Raw genomic sequence first — 19,131 nt, 5'->3', positions numbered from 1 at the left:
AGAAATGCCTATTGCGCCACAGGGGCCAAGGTCAGAGCGTGCACCCAGCGCGCGGGCTGGCGCTGCAATGCGCGGTAGCCGGTCTCGGCCCACGTGCTGCTCATGTCGCGGTAGCGTGGCGAAAACACCAGACCGCTCTGGCCCGTTTGGTAGATGAAGCGCGACTGCTCCAGGTCGGCCAGGTCGTACACGGCGCGCAGCGAGGCTGCGTGGCGGTTCACAAACGGGCCCTTGGCCTCGCCCGCGTTGTACTGGCCCACGTTGACGGTGTACGAGTCGCCATGGGAAGGCACTCTCACGTCAAAAAAACGGGCCAGGGCGGGCACGTTGCCAAACGGCCGGTGCGCACTGAGTGCCGGGTGCGCTGCGCCCCACTGCCACAGCGCGGGGTCTGCGCCGTATGCGGCTTGCAGGCGGTCCAGCGCGCGGCCGAGCGCGGCAGAAGATTGTTCCGCGCAGGTGGTGGGCTGGCACCACCAGCTGTCGTTGCGCTCCAGAATTCCTTCCAGGCCCGCGCGGTAGTCACGTTTGCCGTAGGTGGCCTTGAAGCGGTCCTCGCCGATGCGCGGGACGATGAGCCCCCGCGTCAGCTCGTCCGCCCAGGCGGCAAAGATCAGGGGCGCAGCCTTGCCACCATCCATCACGCCGTCAAAGCCCTCGAGTTGCGCCTTGGCGGAACCGGCCAGCGCGTGGGGAGACTGCGTCTGCAGCAGATGCGGCAAGAGGCGTCGCGTGGCGAGCGAGGCCACGTCGCTGTGGATGGCCTGCATGCTCTGGGCATCGTGCTTTTCGGTGGATTCGATCAGCTGCGCGATGCGCTCGTAGCGGTAAGGCAGCGCCCAGTCTTGCGTGAGGTAGTGGGAATAGTCCGGCGCCGTGATCCGCTGGTTGGCTGTTGCCACCCAGCCGTTGGCGGCTCCATCGTCCTCAGGGGTCTGCGCATAGGTCAGCCACCCCTTCCAGTCGTACCGCGCGTCCCAGCCCGGGGATGGCGCCACGCCGCGGATGTCATTGGCTGCATCACGCAGCGGCACACGGCCCACGGCTTTGAAACGGATGTTGCCTTGGTCATCGGCCGCCACCACGCTCTGCATGGGCGAGTGGTAATGCGAGAGCGCCTGGAACAGCTCGTCAACCGTCTTGGCCTGGTTGGTCAGCAGACCCGCCAGCACGGTCTGGTTGTCGGCATCCAGCGCGCTCCAGCGCAGGGAAAGTACATAGCGGCTGAGGTCCAGCACCTCTGCATGCACCGCCTGCGCGTCGCTCAGCACGGGGCCGTGGCGCGTGCTGCGCAGCGGCACCACCACATCGGCCCCGCCCTTCACAAGAATGGTCTCGTTGCGCACGCCGAATGCGGCCCAGCCGTCCGGCGTGCGGTACTGCGACGCGTCGGCCGGGTTGATCTGCTCCACATACAGGTCCTGCACATCGGGGCCGGTGTTGGTGAAACCCCAGGCCACGCGGTCGGTGCGGCCCAGCACCACAAACGGCAACCCCGGCAAGGTGGCGCCCACTGCGTCGATGGCGGCGATGGGGGTGCCGTCGGACGCTGTGCCCGCCGGCGCCTGCATGCCCGCGAAGTACCAGATGGCGGGCGCAGACAGGCCCAGGTGCGGATCGTTGGCGAGCAGCGGCTTGCCGCTCACGGTGCGGGTGCCCGCCAGCACCCAGTTGTTGCTGCCCTTGCCTTCGTTGGTGCCTGCATTGCGGGTCAACTCCTCGGCCCAGGCCAGCATGCCGGCGCTGACCTGGCGGGACAGGAAGCCGCCCCTTGCAGCAGGCGCTTGTGCCACCGTTGGCGGCTGTGCCGAAGTGGCTGCCGCACCCGCAGCTGATGCCCGGTACACGCCCCACTGGCGATACAACGCAGACAGATCGGCCGTGGCCGCTGGCCGCTCGCCGGGATACGGCGGCATCAGCTGCCACAGGCGCTCGGTGTCCAGCGTGCGGGCCACCGACATGCGCGCGAACTCGTTGCCCCAATTGCTGCCGAGGTCCAGTGCCATCATCAGCGCCCAACCCACGCTGTCTTCGGGTTCCCACACGGCGGCAGACTCGCCTCCGGGCTTGACACCCAGAACGTGGAACTCGGGCGGAAGCGCTTGCGGGCGGTCCTTGTGAAACGCGTGGATCCCGCGGCTGTAGGCCTGCAGGGCCTCCTTGGCTGAAAGCGGCAGGCCTTCGTACTGGCGCCGGGCCGCGCCCATGATGTCCAGCGCGCGCATGAGCTTGTCGGTCTCCAGCGTGGCCTCGCCAAACACTTCCGACAACCGGCCGTGCATCACGCGGCGGTTGAACTCCAGCTGCCACGTGCGCTCCTGCGCATGCACATAGCCCATGGCAAACCACGCGTCCTGCGGGTTGTTTGCGCGGATGTGCGTCACGTCCGCAGCGTCGCGCTGCACCCGCACGGCCTCGCGCAGGCCCGCCACGCCCAGCCGGCCGTCCACCACGGCAAAGCTGCGCTGCACATACACCGCTGCCCCGGTGCCGGCCAGCAGCACCACGGCCACCAGCCCAACGGCTGTCCGTTTCATCCACGCCATCTCGAATGTCTCCTGTGTTTTGTTAGCTGGTTGTCTTGAGAAGGTGCCGGACCTTGAAGCCTCGCCAGGCGCCTCGCACCGGCTAGCGCGCCAGCACGCTCGGCTCCGAAACGCTTCCACCGCTTCCCGGCCACTCAGTCCAGGTGCACACTGCTGCCGGCCACCTGGAAGTTCATGACCGGCGCACTGGGCTCGCTGAAGGACACTCCCAGCGCGATCTGCCCCGTGCCATGCAGAATGCACGCGTCCCGCCGCAGGCGCACCGGCGAGTCGCTGCCGTCAAACCGCACCCAAGTGCCAAAGCTGCTCATGTCGGTCAACACAAAACCGCTGTTGCGCCAGTCGATGCGTGCATGCAGGCGGGACACCCGCGGGTCGTTGATGCACAGTTCTGCATCCGTGGCGCGGCCCACGTGAACGGGTGCGTCGGCGGAAGAAAAGGACATGTCCACGCCATGCCATGAAAACTGGATCTGCCCAAGGATGGAGTCCGCCGGGGCGAAATTGCTGACCAAGCCGGCTTGCATGGTGAGGGAGTCGGGTTCTTCGTTCTCGCGCCACTCCACCTGATACAGCATGAGCAGCTCGGTCTTGCCGCGAATTTCCATCATGCCGAGCTTGCGGTACCAGACGTCGGGGGCCGTGCCGGCCAGCAGCACCGCGGTTTCGGTGGCCCAGATCTCCGCCGGGCCTGCGCGCTCGCACAGGCGGGAGGCCACGTTCACCGCGTCGCCGTAACAGTCGCCATCCACATCCAGCACCTCGCCGGTCGCGATGCCCACGCGAATGTCCATGCGCAGGGGCTGGGGCCAGCGGTCCAGGCGCGCTTGGTGCTGGCGCAGCAAAGTGCTCATGGCTGCCACCGCGCTGGACGCGTCGCCAAAGATGCACAGCACACCATCACCCAGCTTTTTCACCACCCTCCCGCCGCTCAGCTCGACGGAATTGGCGATCCATTGGGTCACCTGGGTGACCGCCTCGGTGGCCTTCTCGTTGCCAAGGGTTTCGTACAACGAGGTACTGCCCGAAATGTCTGCAAAGACCACGGTAGACAGCACACTCATGAACGCGGGCCTCTGAGTAACATCATGTGAATCAGTTTAGTGCAAGCGCAATAGCGGCGCACGGTTTAAACGGTTAACGATGTTTTGTCCGGTAGTGCGGAAACAGACGCCGCTCAAACCTAAGAACTCACGATTTCTCGCGCCCGCTCACATCGCCGTGAAAAAACGCAGGGTCAAACGTAAAAATTCGCAAAAAACGGGTCTGCGATGTTGGCTTTGCGCAAAAACGGGAGCGCTCCTCTTGTGCGGCACGCCCATCACGCTTAAGTTGGCCAACCCTGTTACAAAAGAACTCGCGTCCACCCCCATGCGTTGGAACAAGCCCAACATCCGCAACAGCCTGCACGACCTCCTGGGCCGTGATAAGCCGTCTTCGACGGCATGGGTGCGCGACCAGGGGCTGGAGAACATTCGCCGCGCCATGCTGCACAGCCTGGCGGGCGTATCAGGGTGTGAGGTGGCCCGCATGAACATGCGGCTGCGTTATGCGGGCGACATCGAGGCGCTGTGGTACCTGCGCAGCGACCTCTTCACCACGCTGCTGCCCCTGTGCGGCCGCGCGTATGCCCAGAATGCACTGGACCGCATCACCCCCCTCTTCCAGGGTCAGCTTCCCCGCACGCTGCGCGCACCGCTTCTGCAGCACGTGCATCTCTAGAGATGCCTTGCACAACTCCCTGTGGTCCGTGGTAGCGCGGCCTGGGGCGGTCCGCACTTCCACCGACTCGCGAGGCTTATGCAGGAAATCCCCGAAAGAAAGCAGGATCAGCCGGGCGCGGCGCCGACATGCTGCTACTGGTGCCCCCAGTAGATCAGCGCATCGCGCGCTTCCACCGACAGCGACACCGCGGCGCCTACGGGCAGCAGCACCTTCGTCTCCACATGGCCGTATGGCAGGTTGGTCAGCACGGGTGCCTTGATCTGGCTGCGCAGCCAGTCCACCACCGATTGCAGCTTGTAGCCTTTGTCGTGCGGCGCCAGCTTGTAATTGGTGAACTGTCCCAGCACCACGGCCTTTTGCTGCGCCAGTACGCCGGCGTGCAGCAGCTGGGTGAGCATGCGTTCGATGCGGTACGGGTGTTCATGCACGTCTTCCACAAACAGAATGCCACCCTTGATCTGCGGAAAGTACGGTGTACCGACCAGCGAAGCGAGCACGGCGAGGTTTCCGCCCCAGAGGGTGGCGCTTTTCACGTACACATTGGGCACGGCTGGCTTGCCGGTGGTGGGATGGGGCTTCTCGTTGTGCATGCACCAGCCCGTGCCCTCGCCATGGCCGGTCAGCAGGTCATCGAAGCAGGCTTCCATGATGTCGTCGGGCTCTCCCGCCACACCGAAGTCGGCACCCAGTGAGGGGCCCGCCCAGGTAGTGGCCCCCGTCTTTGCCAGCAAGGCCAATTGAAAAGCGGTGAAGTCGCTCACGCCCACAAAGTGCATGCCCTTGTCGATGGCCTTGGCCACGGCCTTGTAGCGGATGCCCGGCAGGATGCGCGTGAGGCCGTAGCCCCCCCGCGAGATCATCGCCACGTCGGCCCCGCTGGCGGCAGCGCGGTGGATGGCGGCCAGCCGCGTCTCGTCGTCGCCCGCAAAACGCGTGTGGGTGGCCAGGGCATCGGTGTCCACCTCGACCTCATGGCCCAATGCCTTCAGGCGGGCCAGGCCGCGTTTGAAGGCCGCCTTGTCGCGCACGGCGCTGGAGGGCGAATAGATATAGATGTGCTTGGGACCGTGGTCGTGGTCGCACTGCGAAGGGTCGTGATCGTGGTCGTGCAAAGCGCTCAGGCCCGCGAGGGCCTGCTCCGTCAAAAAAGGGGGTCCGGTGCCGCGTCAGCAGCCTGTGCGAGCGGTACCGGCAGCCGGGAAGTATTCCACAGCACGCGCGGCAATCGCCTCGCCATGCTCCTGCACAAAATGCCCGGCGTCTGGCAGCACCACCGGCTCGGGACAGCCCCGAAGGGAGGACTGCAGTGCGCGCATGGTGGGCAGGCCCAGCACCGGGTCCTGCGCGCCCACCACCATCAGGATCTGCCCCTGCCACCGGTGTTGCCAGAAATCCCGGGCCGCGCGGGACACGGCCGCCCCCGGATCTTCAGTGGCGGCGGGCACACGTTCAGGAAAGGCGCGCAGCGCTGCGCGGTAGCCTTTGTCGGGGAACGGCGCGTCGTAGGCAGCACATTCGGCCGCCGTGAGATGCGGGTTGCCGCGCGCAAACAAGCGGCCTACCCCGTACAGCGGCTTGTCGCGGCACATCGCACGCCAGTCCACAAAACCCTTTGGCAGCGGCGCGTCGCCCGTGGCCAGCAAGGTGTTCATCACCAGCAAACCCTTGAACCGCTCGGGCATCGCCATGGGCAGCGTCAAGCCCAGAATGCCGCCCCAGTCCTGCACCACCAGCACTACGTTGCGCAGATCGAGCCTTTCAATCAGTTCCAGCAACACCTGGCGGTGCCAATCGAACTGGTGGGCGCCCTCTTTCTTGGGCTTGTCGCTTTTGCCAAAGCCAATCAGGTCGGGCGCCACCACGCGGTCGCCGGCGGCCAGAAAGCCGGGCAGCATGCGCCGGTACAGGTAGCTCCAGGCCGGGTTGCCATGCAGGCACAGCCAGGTGCGGGGCGCCATCGCCGGGTCTGGTGGGCCTTCGTCCAGATAGTGCAAACGCAGGCCCACTAGGCTGGGCAGGTCACTGATGTACTGCGGTGCCCACGGGTAACCAGGCAAATCGGCAAACGCGGCATCGGGCGTGCGCAGCGCATCGTCGCGCAGTGGGTGGCGAGCCAGCCCATCTGCCCGCTGCTGGCGGCGGCGCTGTGCAAAAAACCCGCTCAGCAGGCTGCCGCATTCATCGGCCAGCACGCCGCCCAGCACCTCGGTCTGGTGGTTGATCTCGGCATGACCGAACAGGTTGAGCACCGAGCCTGCGGCGCCCGTCTTGGGCTCTGCCGCGCCATACACCACACGGGCCAAACGCGCGTGCAACATGGCGCCGCTGCACATCGCGCAGGGCTCCAGCGTCACATACAGGCTGCAGCCATCCAGCCGGTAGTTGCCCAGGCGCTGGGCTGCTGCGCGCAGCGCCACGATCTCGGCGTGGGCCGTGGGGTCGTGGGCCTGCACCGGGGCATTGCGGCCTGTGGCGATCACTGAGCCGTCCTTCACCACGATGGCGCCCACCGGCACCTCGCCCGCCTGTGCGGCCGCCTGGGCCTCGGCCAGCGCCAGGCGCATCCAGTGGGTATCGTCGTGGGAAGTCATCGCTATTTAAAACATAGCTACCAGCGCTTTATGGATAAGCGCTAGAGGCCATTTTGATGCTTATTTCACGTCATCCGGCATGGGTCGGGCCTGCTGCATCAGGCTGTCCATCTGTTCCTTGACCTGCTGCTGGACCTGCTGGCTTTGCTCACGCACCGTGGCCGCCGGCGCGGAAGCGGCGCCCGCAACCGCTGGCGCGGGCTGCAGCGAAGGCACTGGGGCACGGGTGGCAGACATCTGCTTCTTGACCAGCACACCCACCAGGGCCAGGGCTACCACCAGCCCCACCAAGCCAAACATCCCGCGCATGTGATTTCTCCTTGCAGGGCGCCTTGCCCCATGTACCAAGGAGCAAACTGTATCTGCAAACCCGGCCCCCCATGGCCGCGCACGGCGGCCGTCGGGTGGCAGGGCGGGATCAGTTCAGCGCCACGCGGCTGCCGTCCTTGAAGGTATAGAGCGTCACGGCGGGCGTCGTCAGCTCACCCTTGGCAGTGAAGGCGATGTTCGCCGTCACGCCCTTGTACTCGGTCTTGGCCAAGAAGGGTGTGAACACCTTGGGGTCCACCGAGTTGGCGCGCTTCATCGCATCGGCCAGCACCATGGCGGCGTCATAGGCGTAGGGGCTGTATATCTGGAACTGGCCCGGGAACTTGGCGTCGTAGCGCTTCTTCCAGTCCGACCCGCCCTGCATCTTGTCCACCGACGCGCCGCCGGTGGCGCAGGTCACGTTCTTCAGCGCCGGGGTCTTGCCAGAAAGCTCGGGCAGCTTTTCGGTGCACAGTGCGTCGCCACCAAAATACTTCACGTTGCCCAGGCCCAGCTGCTCCATCTGGCGCAGCATGGGACCGGCCTGCGCGTCCAGGCCGCCGTAGAAGATCGCGTCGGGCTTCTTGTTCTTGATGGCCGTGAGGATGGCCATGAAGTCGGTGGCTTTGTCATTGGTGAACTCTTCTGCCACCACCTTCAGGCCCTTTTGTTGCGCCGTGGCCTTGAAGACCGAGGCCACGCCCTGGCCGTAGGCCGTGCGGTCGTCGATGATGGCCACGCTCTTGAGCTTGAGGTGGTCGGCACCAAACAAGGCCAGGGCAGCACCCAGCGCGTTGTCGTTGGCGATCAGGCGGAAGGTGGTCTTGTGGCCGGGCTTGGTCAGGTCGGGGTTGGAGGCCGAGGCCGTGATGTGGGGCAGATCGCACTTGGCGTAGATGGCCGATGCGGGGATAGACGTGCCCGACTGCAGGTGACCCACCACGCCCGCCACCTTCTGGTCGCACAGCTTTTGCGCCACGGCGGTGGCTTGGCGTGGGTCGCCCGCGTCGTCTTCGGCCGCGATTTCGAACTTGATCTTCTTGCCGCCGATGACGAGGTTCTGGGCGTTCAAGTCGTCAATGGCAAGGCGCACGCCGTTTTCGGTGTCCTTGCCGATGTGGGCAATGCCGCCGGACACAGGACCCGCGTGGGCGATTTTGACGGTCTGCACGTCCTGGGCCTGAACGGCAGCAGCGGCCATGGTCAGGGCGCACAGCGCGGAAACACTGGACAGGGGGGCGGTGGCGGAAAAGACAGGAAAAGCAGCGAAGCGAGGCACGAAAAAGTCTCCAAAATTCAGTCGAAGCGAAGCCGGTGGTGCACCAATCTTGTACACAACCGGGCTGTATCCTAGCCACCTGCGCTGCGGATTGCCGCGAATTGCTAAGCAAACTTAGCAATTGACACGGCCATTAACCACGCTAATGGAGCGCACTCCCCGAGCACCTCGCGGAGTGCGCTGGGATAATCCGGCCCCATGTCCCTTTTGCCCCACCAGCTCGAACTGCTCTCGCCCGCGCGCGACGCAGACATTGGCATCGAAGCCATCAACCACGGCGCCGATGCCGTCTACATCGGCGGCCCTGCCTTTGGCGCGCGGGCCAGCGCGGGCAATGACATCCGCGACATCGAGCGTCTGGTGAAGCACGCGCACCGCTTCAACAGCCGCATCTTCATCACGCTCAACACCATCCTGCGCGACGATGAGCTGGAAGCCGCGCGCCAGATGGCCTGGCAGGTATACGAGGCGGGGGCCGACGCGCTCATCATCCAGGACATGGGCTTGCTCGAAATCGACCTGCCGCCCATCCAACTGCATGCCAGCACCCAGACCGACATCCGCACACCCGAGAAGGCGCGTTTTCTGCAGGACGTCGGCCTCTCGCAAATCGTGCTGGCACGCGAGCTGACGGTGCAGCAGATAGCAGCAGTCCACAAGGCGCTGGGCCCGGTCGATGCGCCCGGCCGCGCCAACATCGAGTTCTTCATCCATGGCGCGCTGTGCGTGGCCTACAGCGGCCAGTGCAACATCAGCCATGCGCAAACCGGCCGCAGCGCCAACCGAGGCGACTGCAGCCAGGCCTGCCGCCTGCCCTACCAAGTGACGGATGCACAGGGCCGCTTCATCGCGCACGACAAGCACGTGCTCTCGATGAAAGACAACAACCAGAGCGACAACCTGCGCGCCCTCATCGACGCCGGTGTGCGCAGCTTCAAGATCGAAGGGCGCTACAAGGACATGGGCTATGTGAAAAACATCACGGCCCACTACCGCACGCTGCTGGACGAAATCATTGAAGAGCGCGAGGCGCAAGGCCGTCCTCTCTCCCGCTCATCGAGCGGTCGCACCACCTTCACATTCAAACCCGACCCGCTGCAGAACTTCAACCGCGAGTTCACCGACTATTTCGTGACCGGCCGCAAGGAGGACATCGGCGCCTTCGACAGCCCCAAGAACCCCGGCCAGGCCATCGGCTGGGTGACCAAGGTCGGCCCCGACTTCGTGGAGCTGGAAGTGAGCGACCCCGCCACCGTGCTGCACAACGGCGACGGCCTGTGCTACTACGACCTGCACAAGGAGCTGGTGGGCATGGCCATCAACGTGGCGGAGCCCGTGTCGGCCCGCAGCGTCGGCCAGTGGCGGGTGTACCCCAAAGACCCGATGGACGGCTTCAAGGACCTGCGCAAGGGCACCGAGGTCAACCGCAACCGCGACATGGACTGGGTGCGCACGCTGGAGAAAAAGTCTAGCGACCGCCGCATCGGCCTGTGGGCGCACCTGAGCGAGACGCCCACCGGCTTCAGCCTGATGCTGACCGACGAGGACGGCAACGTGGGCTGTGCCGACGTGCAGCAGCCCCACCAGCCAGCCACCGATGCCGCCAAGGCCGAGGCCAGCCTGCGCGAGCAACTGGGCCGCTTTGGTGCCACGGTGTTTGCGGTGCATGACATTGCGTTGCAGTTGTCGCAGCCCTGGTTTGTGCCCGCATCGGTGCTCAACGCGCTGCGCCGCGATGCCGTCGCCGACCTGGAAGCCAACCGCGCGCGCAACTTTGTCCGCCTGCCGCGCGCCACGCCGGTGGAGCCGCCTGCGCCCTACCCCGAGGACACGCTCTCTTTCCTCGGCAACGTGTTCAACCACAAGGCCCACGACTTCTACGTGCGCCACGGCGTGAAGGTGATCGATGCCGCCTATGAGGCGCACGAGGAGGAAGGCGAAGTCAGCCTCATGATCACTAAGCACTGCGTGCGCTTCTCCATGAGCCTGTGCCCCAAGCAGGCCAAGGGCGTGACGGGCGTGCAGGGCACCATCAAGGCGGAGCCGCTGATGCTCATCAACGGCAAAGAGAAGCTGACCCTGCGCTTTGACTGCAAGCCGTGTGAGATGCACGTGGTGGGCAAGATGAAGAAGTCGGTGCTGAACCAGCACGCCAAGGACATGCAGGCCGTGCCGCTGCAGTTCTACCGCACGCGGCCAGCGGCGAAATCACTATCAAATTAAGAGCTTTTTTCGCTTATCCATCAAGCGCTAGAGGTCAATTTGGCTCTAAATTTCGGGTGAAACTGCCGCCAGCACGGCGCGCATAAGCACATAGCCAAAGATTCGACCCGTGCGCACCATCCGGGTGCAAGAATGGCTGCCATCATCCGCCCTGCAAAGTTCTGCACGGGGCGGGGTCCATTCCCTCAACCCGGAGACCTCAGCGCATGAAGATCGAAACCCTGGCCGTGCACGCCGGCTACAGCCCCGACCCCACTACCAAGGCCGTGGCCGTGCCCATCTACCAGACGGTGGCTTATGCGTTTGACAGCGCCCAGCATGGCGCGGATCTGTTCGACCTGAAGGTGCCGGGCAACATCTACACCCGCATCATGAACCCCACCACCGACGTGCTCGAAAAGCGCGTTGCGGCGCTCGAAGGCGGCATCGCCGCGCTGGCCGTGGCCTCGGGCATGGCGGCCATCACCTACGCCATCCAGACCATTGCCGAGGCGGGCGACAACATCGTCTCGGCCAGCACGCTGTATGGCGGCACCTACAACCTGTTCGCCCACACGCTGCCCCAGCAGGGCATCACCACCCGCTTTGCCGACCCGCGCGACCCGGCCAGCTTTGCGCAGCACATCGACGCGCGCACCAAGGCCATCTTCATCGAATCCATCGGCAACCCGCTGGGCAACGTGACCGACATCGCGGCCATCGCCAAGGTGGCGCACGACCACGGCGTGCCGCTGATCGTGGACAACACTGTGCCCAGCCCCTACCTGCTGCGCCCCATCGAGCATGGCGCCGATATCGTTGTGCATTCGCTCACCAAGTACCTGGGCGGTCACGGCAACAGCGTGGGCGGCGCGATTGTGGACAGCGGCAAGTTCCCGTGGGCCGAGCACAAGGTCCGCTTCCCGCGCCTGAACGAGCCTGACGTGAGCTACCACGGCGTGGTCTACACAGAAGCCCTGGGCCCCGCCGCCTTCATTGGCCGTGCGCGCGTGGTGCCGCTGCGCAACACCGGCGCGGCGCTGTCGCCGCAAAGCGCCTTCCTGATCCTGCAAGGCATCGAGACCCTGGCCCTGCGCATGGACCGCATCTGCGACAACACGCTGGCGCTGGCCCAGTACCTGCAAAGCCACCCTAAGGTGGAATGGGTGCGCTACGCGGGCCTGCCCGACCACCCGGACCACGCCATCGTGCAACGCCAGCTGGGCGGCCGCGCCTCGGGCATCCTGAGCTTTGGGCTCAAGAGCACCGACGCCGACCCGCGTGCGGCCGGGGCGCGTTTCCTCGACGCTCTGCAGCTCTTCACGCGCCTGGTCAATATCGGCGACGCCAAGTCGTTGGCCACGCACCCGGCATCCACCACCCACCGCCAGCTCAACCCCGAAGAGCTTGCCAAGGCGGGCGTGAGCGAGAACATGGTGCGCCTGTCGGTCGGCATTGAACACATCGACGACCTGCGGGCCGACCTGGTGCAGGCCCTCGACGCCGTCTGAGCCTTCAACAGCCGGCACCGGTTGCGGGATACTGGAGGGCCTGCCCCGCAGATCGCGGGGTGCCTTGATTCAAGATCGCCATGTCCCGCCTATTCCCTTTTGCTCCGGTCACGCTCGGCCTGCTGATTCTGGTCGGCTGCAGCTCCCTACCCTCCATCTCGCCGCGCGGAGCGGATGTGACCGATTCCCACGTCGCCAGTTTCCGCCAGAAGGAGGACGAGCAACTACTGCAAAAGCAGGTGTCACCTCCGCTGGATGCACCTTTGTCGCTGCAGGAGGCACCGCTGCCGCGCTACCCGTCCTTCATGCTGAATGACAACTCGCCCAAAGCACGCGGCGACGTGACGGTGTCGTTCGAGATCATGCCCAGCGGGCTGGTCGGCACCGTTCGCGTGCTGTCTGGCACAGGGGACGAAGCCCTGCACAAGCCGGCGATCGATGCGGTGCGCCGCTGGAAATTTGCGCCGCTGCTACGCAACGGGGAACCCGCCCGCCTGGTCTTGCAGCACACCTTCCGCATGGAACCTGAGCGCGTCAGATAGCGCGGTGCCGCCGCTCATGCGTCACGCGCCAGCCGCAGCCCGCTGTATTGCCAGCGTGCAGTGGCAGGAAAGAAATTGCGGTAGGTGCTGCGCGCATGCCCCGGCGGCGTAGCGCAGGAGCTGCCGCGCAACACGTACTGGTTGACCATGAACTTGCCGTTGTATTCGCCCACGGCGCCTTCCGCTGCACGAAAGCCGGGGTAGGCGGCGTAGCTCGATTGGGTCCACTGCCAGGCGGTGCCAAACAGTTGCTCCAGCCCAGGGCCGCCACTGGGAGCCAGCTGTGCGGCGTGTTCCCATTCGGCTTCGGTGGGCAGGCGTGCGCCCGCCCAGCGGGCATAGGCGTCGGCTTCGTAGTACGACAGATGCAGCACCGGCATTGCCGCCTGCACTGGCTGCAAGCCCGCCAGCGTGAACACCTGCCAGGGGCCGTCACCACCCGGGCGGTGCCAGTACAGCGGATGCTCAAGCCCCTGGGCCACGCGCCAGTCCCAGCCCTCGGCCAGCCAGTGGGCGGGTTGCTGGTAACCCCCGGCCTGCACAAACGCCAGCCACTCCCCACAGGTCACCAGCCGCGAGGCCAGCGCATACGGCGCCAAGTAACAGCGGTGGCGCGGGCTTTCGTTGTCGAAGGCGAAACCGGTGCCACCGTGGCCGATGTCCACCAGCCCCCCCTCCAGACTTACCCAGCCCGGGGGCGCAGTAGCGGGGGTGATGGCGGGCTCGCCCACCAGGGTGGTGGCATCGCCATAGGCCGGAAAGATGGGATTGCACGACAGCAGGTGCTTGATGTCGGTGAGCATCAGCTCCTGGTGCTGCTGCTCGTGCTGCAGGCCCAGCTCGATGAGCGCGCACACGGCGCTGTCGTGCAGCACGGCGGGCAGCAGCCGCGCCAAGCGGGCGTCCACGTTGGCGCGGTAGTCCTGCACCTCGCTCAGCGCAGGCCGGGTCAGCAGGCCGCGCTGCGGACGCGGGTGCTTTGCGCCCACGCCGTTGTAGTACGAATTGAACAGCACCCGGAATGCGGGGTGGAAAGGCGCAAAGCCCGGCTCGTGGGGCTCCAGCACAAAGGTCTCGAAAAACCAGGTGGTGTGGGCCAGATGCCACTTGGTGGGGCTGGCGTCGGGCATGGATTGCGCGGCACAGTCCTCCGCCGACAGCGGCGCCGCGATGGCACGCGAGCGGTTGCGCACGGTGGTGTAGCGGGCATGCAGGTCGACGGGGTTGGTGGTCATGGCAGTGGTGCGGCAAGGGGCAGGTGTGTGGCGGTCACGGGCGAGCGTGCACCACGGCGAACCAGCCGCGCTCGTCCGTCCAGGCCTGGGCATCGCTGAAACCGGCGCGCTCCAGCATGGCGGTGAACACGGGTAAGGGGTATTTGTAGCTGTTTTCGGTGTGGATGCGCTCGCCCTGCTCGAACATGCGCCCGCCGCCCGGCCAGCGCACCTGCGCGTCGGCCAAGGCCTCCAGGTGCATTTCGATGCGCGACTCCTGCGGGTTGAAGAACGCATGGTGCTTCCATTGCGCCAGGTCGAAGTCGCTGCCGATGAGGCGGTTGACGTGGCGCAGCACGTTGCGGTTGAACTCGGCCGTCACGCCCGCGGCGTCGTCATAGGCGGCTTCCAGCACGTTCACGTCCTTGGGCAGGTCAATGCCGATGAGCAGGCCGCCGTCGTCATCCACCAGCTCGCGCATGTGGGCCAGCAGCTGCAGAGCGTGCGGCGGGTCGAAGTTGCCGATGGACGAGCCAGGGTAGAACACCAGCCGCCCTGCGCGCGGGATGTCGGCGGGCAGCTCCACGCCGCGGGTCATGTCGCCGCCCAGCGCGCGGGCATCCAGCCAGGGGAAGTCGCTCTGCAGCCCGGCCACGGCCTCGCGCAAGTAATCGGCCGAAATGTCCACGCCCACAAAACACGCAGGCCGCACCAGCTGGCACAGCGCGCGCGCCTTCTGGCAGTTGCCGGCGCCCAGCTCGATCAGCGTACGGCCCGTGCCCACCGACCGGGCAATGTCGTCCGCATGCCGCCGCATGAGGGCTTGCTCGGTGCGGGTGGGGTAGTACTCGGGCAACTGGGTGATGGCCTCGAAAAGGCGCGACCCGTGCTGGTCGTAGAAGTATTTGGGGGAGATGCTGGCGGGCCGCTGGCTGAGCCCGTGCGTGATGTCTTCGGTGTCGCGGGTCCGTGGCATGGGTGGGTGCGGGTAGCGGCTGGGTAACAGCGGAGTGGGGTACAGGCCGTGGCTGGGCACGCGTTGACCGGCGCCTCGCCACTTCGGAACCGCCCATTCTGCGCACATAGCCCCGGCCTGTATGTAGGCCAAGGCCGCCCGCCCACTTTCGCCTGCGTGACCAGGGCACTTTTGCAAGCTGCCGCGCTCCAAACGCACTTTCCAGGAGAAACAGCCCATGCCCCTCCTCCATCTGCCGCCTTCCCCTTCCATGCGGGGCCCCAGCGCGCCTGGCGACAGCACAGACCACACACGGCGCACCCTGCTGCAGCGCAGCGCCTGGGCCGCAGCCTGGGTGGCGACGCCCGCCGTGGTGCAGACGGCATGGGCGCAGGGTGCGCAGCGCCTGCAGCCCACGCCCAGCCAGACCGAAGGCCCGTTCTACCCCGTGGCCCTGCCCGCCGACAGCGATGCCGACCTGCTGCGCAACGGCGCGCTGCAGCAGTATGCCGAGGGCCAGCCCGTGTGGGTGGAGGGCCGCGTGACCGACACCGGCGGCACGCCACTGGCCGGCGGTGTGGTGGAGATCTGGCAGTGCGACGCCGCCGGCCACTACCACCACCCGGGCGATGGCGGGCGCGCGGCGCAGGCCTTCCAGGGCTTTGGCCGCGTCACCCTGGGGCGCGACGGGCGCTACCGCTTTCGCACCATCCGCCCCGCACCGTATTCCGGCCGCACGCCGCACATCCACTTCAAGGTGCGCCTGGCGCAGCGCGAGCTGCTGACCACGCAGATGTATGTGGCGGGCGACCCCGGCAACGCGCGCGACTTTTTGTGGAACAGGCTCGGCGAAGCCGGGCGCGCAGCGCTCACGGTGCCGTTCACGCCGTCCAGCGATGGGCCCCGCGCCGAGTTCGCGCTGGTGGTGCAGGCCTGACGAAGCCTGCGGGGGCGCGTCAGCCCGATAGCCGCCCACGCAGAGCCGGCCCCAGGCAAGCAAAGCCTTTGCGCCAGCCGGTACAGTGCGCGCTCCGCCATTCCTTCCCGCTTGTTGTATGGATTCCGTCAGCCAACTCGTTCTGGGCGCCGCCGTCACCATCTCCACCCTGGGCCGGCGCACCGCCGTGTGGAAGGCCGCGCTGTGGGGTGGCATTGCGGGCACCTTGCCCGACCTGGACGCTCTTGTCGACCACGGCGACGCCATCCTCAACATGGTGTTGCACCGCTCGGAGAGCCATTCGCTGTTCTACCTGACGGCCCTGTCGCTGCCGCTGGCCTGGGCGGTGTCGCGCCTGCATGGCGAGCCCACACTGTTCCGCCGCTGGTGGCTGGCGCTGTGGCTGGCGCTCGTCACCCACCCCTTGCTCGACTGGTTCACGGTATACGGCACGCAACTGCTCCTGCCGTTCACCAGCTTCCCCTATGCCATCGGCAGCGTGTTCATCATCGACCCGCTGTACACCCTGCCGCTGCTGGTAGGTGTGGTCGCAGCCCTGGTGATGCGCCAGGGGCGCGGCCTGGCCTGGGCACGCGGCGGACTGGTAGCCAGCACCGCCTACCTGGCCTGGAGCGTGGTGGCCCAGCACCAGGCCCTGCAGCAGATCATGGCGTCACCACCCGAGCCCCAACTGACGCCACAGCAGGTGCTTGTCACCCCTGCACCGTTCAACACGCTGCTGTGGCGCGCCGTGGTCGTCACGCCCACGCACTACTACGAAGGCTACACATCGCTGCTGGATGATGGCCGCCCAGTGCGCTGGGCCCGGCATGCGCGCGGGGCCGACCTGTATGCGCGGCACAGCGCCAGCCCGCTGGTCACCCGCGTGGCCAATTTCAGCCAAGGCTTTTTCAAGATGAGCGAGGCGGACGGCAACGTGTTCATCACCGACCTGCGCATGGGCAACGAGCCCACCTACACCTTCCACTTCAACCTGGGCCCCGAGTCGCGCATGGCCCATGGCGGGCACATCACCACGCAGCAGTGGCAGCGCCCCGACCTGGCCACCGCCTTGCCGTGGCTATGGCAGCGCATGTGGGGACGCGACGTGAGCCTGTATTGACCCGCGGGCCCTTGCGTTGCGGCATGCACACTGCGAAAAAAAGGCCGGCGCCTTTGCAGGCACCGGCCCCTCCCCTTGGAAAACACGCTTTACTGCAACGCGCCGCGCGTTAGAACCTGTTCAATGTCTTTTCGGGGGCGCACAAGTACCTTGCCGGGATGGGCAGCAAGGCGCGGTGCGCAGCCAATAGCTCGGCTATTGGCAAGCGCCGCAACGCCGCAGACCGCCCGGCAAGGCACTTGCCCGAAGGGTTGGAGTGAAATCGGGCGATTGGACGCCTCGGCTGCTTGCATGGGCATGAGCCCATGCGGCGCATCCGAAGCATCCACTCATCCCGATTGCACTCCAATGCGATCCCCGAAAAGACTTTGAACAGGTTCTTAGAACCGCCAGCCCAGGCCCACGCCCACCAGAACGGGGTCCACCTTGAACGTGCCCAGCTTGGCGCCGCCAGCCTTCACATCGGTCTTGATGAAGACTTTCTTCACGTCGAAGTTGAGGTACAGGTTCTTCTGCAGCGGAATATCCACACCCACCTGCAGCGCTGCGCCAAAGCTGTTGCGGTCGATGTCCACGCCAGCCGGCAGGTTCACGCTGGAAAAGCGCGTGTAGTTCAGGCCCGCGCCCACATACGGCTTGAATCCGGGGGCATCGAAGTGGTACTGCAACAGCAAGGTGGGCGGCAGGTGCTTGAGCGAGCCAATGGGCACGCCCCCTGCGCGCAGCGTGTGCTTTTGCGGCACGGTCAGGATCAGTTCGGCCGCCAGGTTGGGGCTGAAGAAGTAGGTGATATCGACTTCAGGAATCGCCTTGTTGTTGACCGTGAGGCCCAGGGGCGTGCTGTCCTTGTTGGCGCTGTCGAGGTGCACCGCGCGCGCACGGACCATCCAGGGGCCCTCGGCCTGTTGGGCCAGGGCGGCGCCGGACGAAAGAGCACACAGTACGGCGACAGCCAGCAGATTCTTTTTCATGGTGATTTCTTCGCATCGGTTGGACGGGGACGACCCCCGTGGCTGTATTGAACCGCTGCTGCGAACTGCCGGCCTTGCCCTACCTCAAGGGCTTGGCGTTAACCCTTAGACCTGGATCAATGCGCGGGCTTTTTGCCGCGCAGGCGCTGCACCAGCGTGACGCCCGCCAGCACCAGGCCACCGGCCACGATGCCCACCACCGCGTTGAGCAGGTTCTCGGCCAGCACCTTCCACACCCCGCCCGCGGGCCACTGGCCTGCTGTGGCTGCGGCGGCCTCCACCGCGTGGTGCACCGCCGGCACGCCGTGTACCAGGATGCCGCCGCCCACCAGGAACATGGCAGCAGTGCCGGCCACCGACAGGCCTTTCATCAACCACGGAGCCGCGCGCAGAATACCCGCGCCCACGGCCCGCGCAGCGCTGCTGGCCTTGTTGCTGAGCCACAGGCCCAGGTCGTCTAACTTGACGATGCCCGCCACCAGGCCATACACGCCGATGGTCATGATCAAGGCGATGCCCGACAGCACGGCCACCTGCTGCGCAAACGGCGCCGTCGCCACCGTGCCCAGGGTGATGGCAATGATTTCGGCCGACAGGATGAAGTCGGTGCGCACGGCGCCCTTGATCTTGTCCTTCTCGAAGCTGACCAGGTCCACGGCCGGGTTGGCATTGGCCTGGGCGTGGCTCTCGTGCTCGGCCGCGTCTTCGTGCGGGGCGTGCAAAAACTTGTGCGCCAGTTTTTCAAAGCCCTCAAAACACAGGAAGGCGCCGCCCACCATCAGCAGCGGCGTGACGGCCCAGGGCGCGAAGGTGCCGATCAGCAGCGCGGCCGGCACCAGGATGAGCTTGTTCACGAACGAGCCCTTGCACACCGCCCACACCACGGGGATCTCCCGCTCTGCCCGTACGCCAGAGACCTGCTGCGCATTGAGCGCCAGGTCGTCGCCCAGCACCCCCGCCGTTTTCTGCGCGGCCACCTTGGTCATCACGGACACATCGTCCGCCATGGCGGCACTCTTCTTGGCCGCGACCTTGGTCATCAATGCAACGTCGTCTAGGACTGCAGCGATATCGTCGAGAAGGGTCAACAAACTGGCACCGGCCATGAAGGGCTCCGGAAGTGAAGAAGAGCGGATTATGAATAAAAAAAGCTTCTAGCGCTTATGCATCAAGCGCTAGAAGCTATATTTTTTATAGTGACCTACGGGGACTGATGCGGCTTCAGT

The 19,131-nt window shown here is 65.9% G+C and carries 16 protein-coding genes; 6 read left to right on the top strand and 10 right to left on the bottom strand.

The window, feature by feature from the left end; genetic code table 11:
• Positions 1-8: 8 nt before the first annotated feature.
• Both ACK4HJ_RS14865 and ACK4HJ_RS14860 read right to left on the bottom strand, forming a co-directional pair.
• The gene (locus ACK4HJ_RS14865; protein ID WP_409832969.1) at positions 9-2,546 is read right to left on the bottom strand and encodes a penicillin acylase family protein; all 2,538 of its coding nucleotides are present in this window, start codon (positions 2,544-2,546) and stop codon (positions 9-11) included.
• A 134-nt stretch (positions 2,547-2,680) separates the two neighbouring features.
• Positions 2,681-3,610, bottom strand: a complete 930-nt coding sequence (locus ACK4HJ_RS14860) for an adenylate/guanylate cyclase domain-containing protein (RefSeq protein WP_409832967.1) — start codon at positions 3,608-3,610, stop codon at positions 2,681-2,683.
• A gap of 307 nt (positions 3,611-3,917) precedes the next feature.
• Between ACK4HJ_RS14860 and ACK4HJ_RS14855 the strand changes: the two genes are divergently transcribed.
• Positions 3,918-4,268, top strand: a complete 351-nt coding sequence (locus ACK4HJ_RS14855) for a hypothetical protein (protein WP_409832965.1) — start codon at positions 3,918-3,920, stop codon at positions 4,266-4,268.
• Positions 4,269-4,402: 134 nt separating this feature from the next.
• Here ACK4HJ_RS14855 and ACK4HJ_RS14850 read toward each other — a convergent pair whose 3' ends face one another.
• The 4 genes from ACK4HJ_RS14850 to ACK4HJ_RS14835 all read right to left on the bottom strand — a co-directional run bounded on the left by ACK4HJ_RS14850 (position 4,403) and on the right by ACK4HJ_RS14835 (position 8,372).
• Positions 4,403-5,383, bottom strand: a complete 981-nt coding sequence (locus tag ACK4HJ_RS14850; protein WP_409832999.1) for an LD-carboxypeptidase — start codon at positions 5,381-5,383, stop codon at positions 4,403-4,405.
• Between the two features lie 54 nt (positions 5,384-5,437).
• A complete protein-coding gene (gene tadA / locus ACK4HJ_RS14845; protein ID WP_409832962.1) occupies positions 5,438-6,862 on the bottom strand; it encodes a tRNA adenosine(34) deaminase TadA in 1,425 nt (474 codons plus the stop codon).
• A gap of 60 nt (positions 6,863-6,922) precedes the next feature.
• Positions 6,923-7,171, bottom strand: coding sequence for a hypothetical protein (locus ACK4HJ_RS14840; RefSeq protein ID WP_409832959.1), 249 nt, complete (start codon positions 7,169-7,171; stop codon positions 6,923-6,925).
• A 109-nt stretch (positions 7,172-7,280) separates the two neighbouring features.
• The gene (locus tag ACK4HJ_RS14835; RefSeq protein WP_409832956.1) at positions 7,281-8,372 is read right to left on the bottom strand and encodes a branched-chain amino acid ABC transporter substrate-binding protein; all 1,092 of its coding nucleotides are present in this window, start codon (positions 8,370-8,372) and stop codon (positions 7,281-7,283) included.
• 276 nt (positions 8,373-8,648) lie between these two features.
• On the opposite strand from ACK4HJ_RS14835, the gene ACK4HJ_RS14830 reads away from it, so the two are divergent.
• The 3 genes from ACK4HJ_RS14830 to ACK4HJ_RS14820 all read left to right on the top strand — a co-directional run bounded on the left by ACK4HJ_RS14830 (position 8,649) and on the right by ACK4HJ_RS14820 (position 12,705).
• On the top strand, positions 8,649-10,673 hold the full coding sequence (locus tag ACK4HJ_RS14830) for a peptidase U32 family protein (RefSeq protein ID WP_409832953.1): 2,025 nt from the start codon (positions 8,649-8,651) through the stop codon (positions 10,671-10,673).
• Positions 10,674-10,879: 206 nt separating this feature from the next.
• Positions 10,880-12,163: an O-acetylhomoserine aminocarboxypropyltransferase/cysteine synthase family protein gene (locus ACK4HJ_RS14825; RefSeq protein ID WP_409832950.1), complete on the top strand. Its 1,284-nt coding sequence runs from the start codon at positions 10,880-10,882 to the stop codon at positions 12,161-12,163.
• 80 nt (positions 12,164-12,243) lie between these two features.
• On the top strand, positions 12,244-12,705 hold the full coding sequence (locus ACK4HJ_RS14820) for an energy transducer TonB (protein ID WP_409832947.1): 462 nt from the start codon (positions 12,244-12,246) through the stop codon (positions 12,703-12,705).
• A 14-nt stretch (positions 12,706-12,719) separates the two neighbouring features.
• Here the strand turns inward: ACK4HJ_RS14820 and egtB are convergent, their stop codons facing one another.
• Together egtB and egtD are read right to left on the bottom strand one after the other, a co-directional pair.
• Positions 12,720-13,940 (bottom strand): ergothioneine biosynthesis protein EgtB, encoded by a 1,221-nt coding sequence (egtB, locus tag ACK4HJ_RS14815; RefSeq protein WP_409832946.1) that lies wholly within the window; start codon positions 13,938-13,940, stop codon positions 12,720-12,722.
• Between the two features lie 34 nt (positions 13,941-13,974).
• Positions 13,975-14,895 carry an L-histidine N(alpha)-methyltransferase gene (gene egtD / locus ACK4HJ_RS14810; RefSeq protein WP_409832943.1) on the bottom strand — a complete coding sequence of 307 codons (921 nt, stop codon included), beginning with the start codon at positions 14,893-14,895 and terminating at the stop codon, positions 13,975-13,977.
• A 217-nt stretch (positions 14,896-15,112) separates the two neighbouring features.
• Here egtD and ACK4HJ_RS14805 point away from each other — a divergent pair, with 217 nt between their 5' ends.
• On the top strand, positions 15,113-15,811 hold the full coding sequence (locus tag ACK4HJ_RS14805) for an intradiol ring-cleavage dioxygenase (protein WP_409832940.1): 699 nt from the start codon (positions 15,113-15,115) through the stop codon (positions 15,809-15,811).
• A gap of 118 nt (positions 15,812-15,929) precedes the next feature.
• Positions 15,930-16,934 carry a metal-dependent hydrolase gene (locus ACK4HJ_RS14800; protein WP_409832938.1) on the top strand — a complete coding sequence of 335 codons (1,005 nt, stop codon included), beginning with the start codon at positions 15,930-15,932 and terminating at the stop codon, positions 16,932-16,934.
• Between the two features lie 380 nt (positions 16,935-17,314).
• Here ACK4HJ_RS14800 and ACK4HJ_RS14795 read toward each other — a convergent pair whose 3' ends face one another.
• Positions 17,315-17,905, bottom strand: a complete 591-nt coding sequence (locus ACK4HJ_RS14795; protein ID WP_409832936.1) for an OmpW/AlkL family protein — start codon at positions 17,903-17,905, stop codon at positions 17,315-17,317.
• A 116-nt stretch (positions 17,906-18,021) separates the two neighbouring features.
• The gene (locus ACK4HJ_RS14790; protein ID WP_409832933.1) at positions 18,022-19,011 is read right to left on the bottom strand and encodes a DUF808 domain-containing protein; all 990 of its coding nucleotides are present in this window, start codon (positions 19,009-19,011) and stop codon (positions 18,022-18,024) included.
• Positions 19,012-19,131: the final 120 nt, after the last annotated feature.

It is taken from the genome of Acidovorax sp. (genome assembly GCF_046294525.1).
Lineage (GTDB): Bacteria > Pseudomonadota > Gammaproteobacteria > Burkholderiales > Burkholderiaceae_C > Acidovorax.
This window is presented reverse-complemented; position numbering and strand designations above follow the sequence as displayed.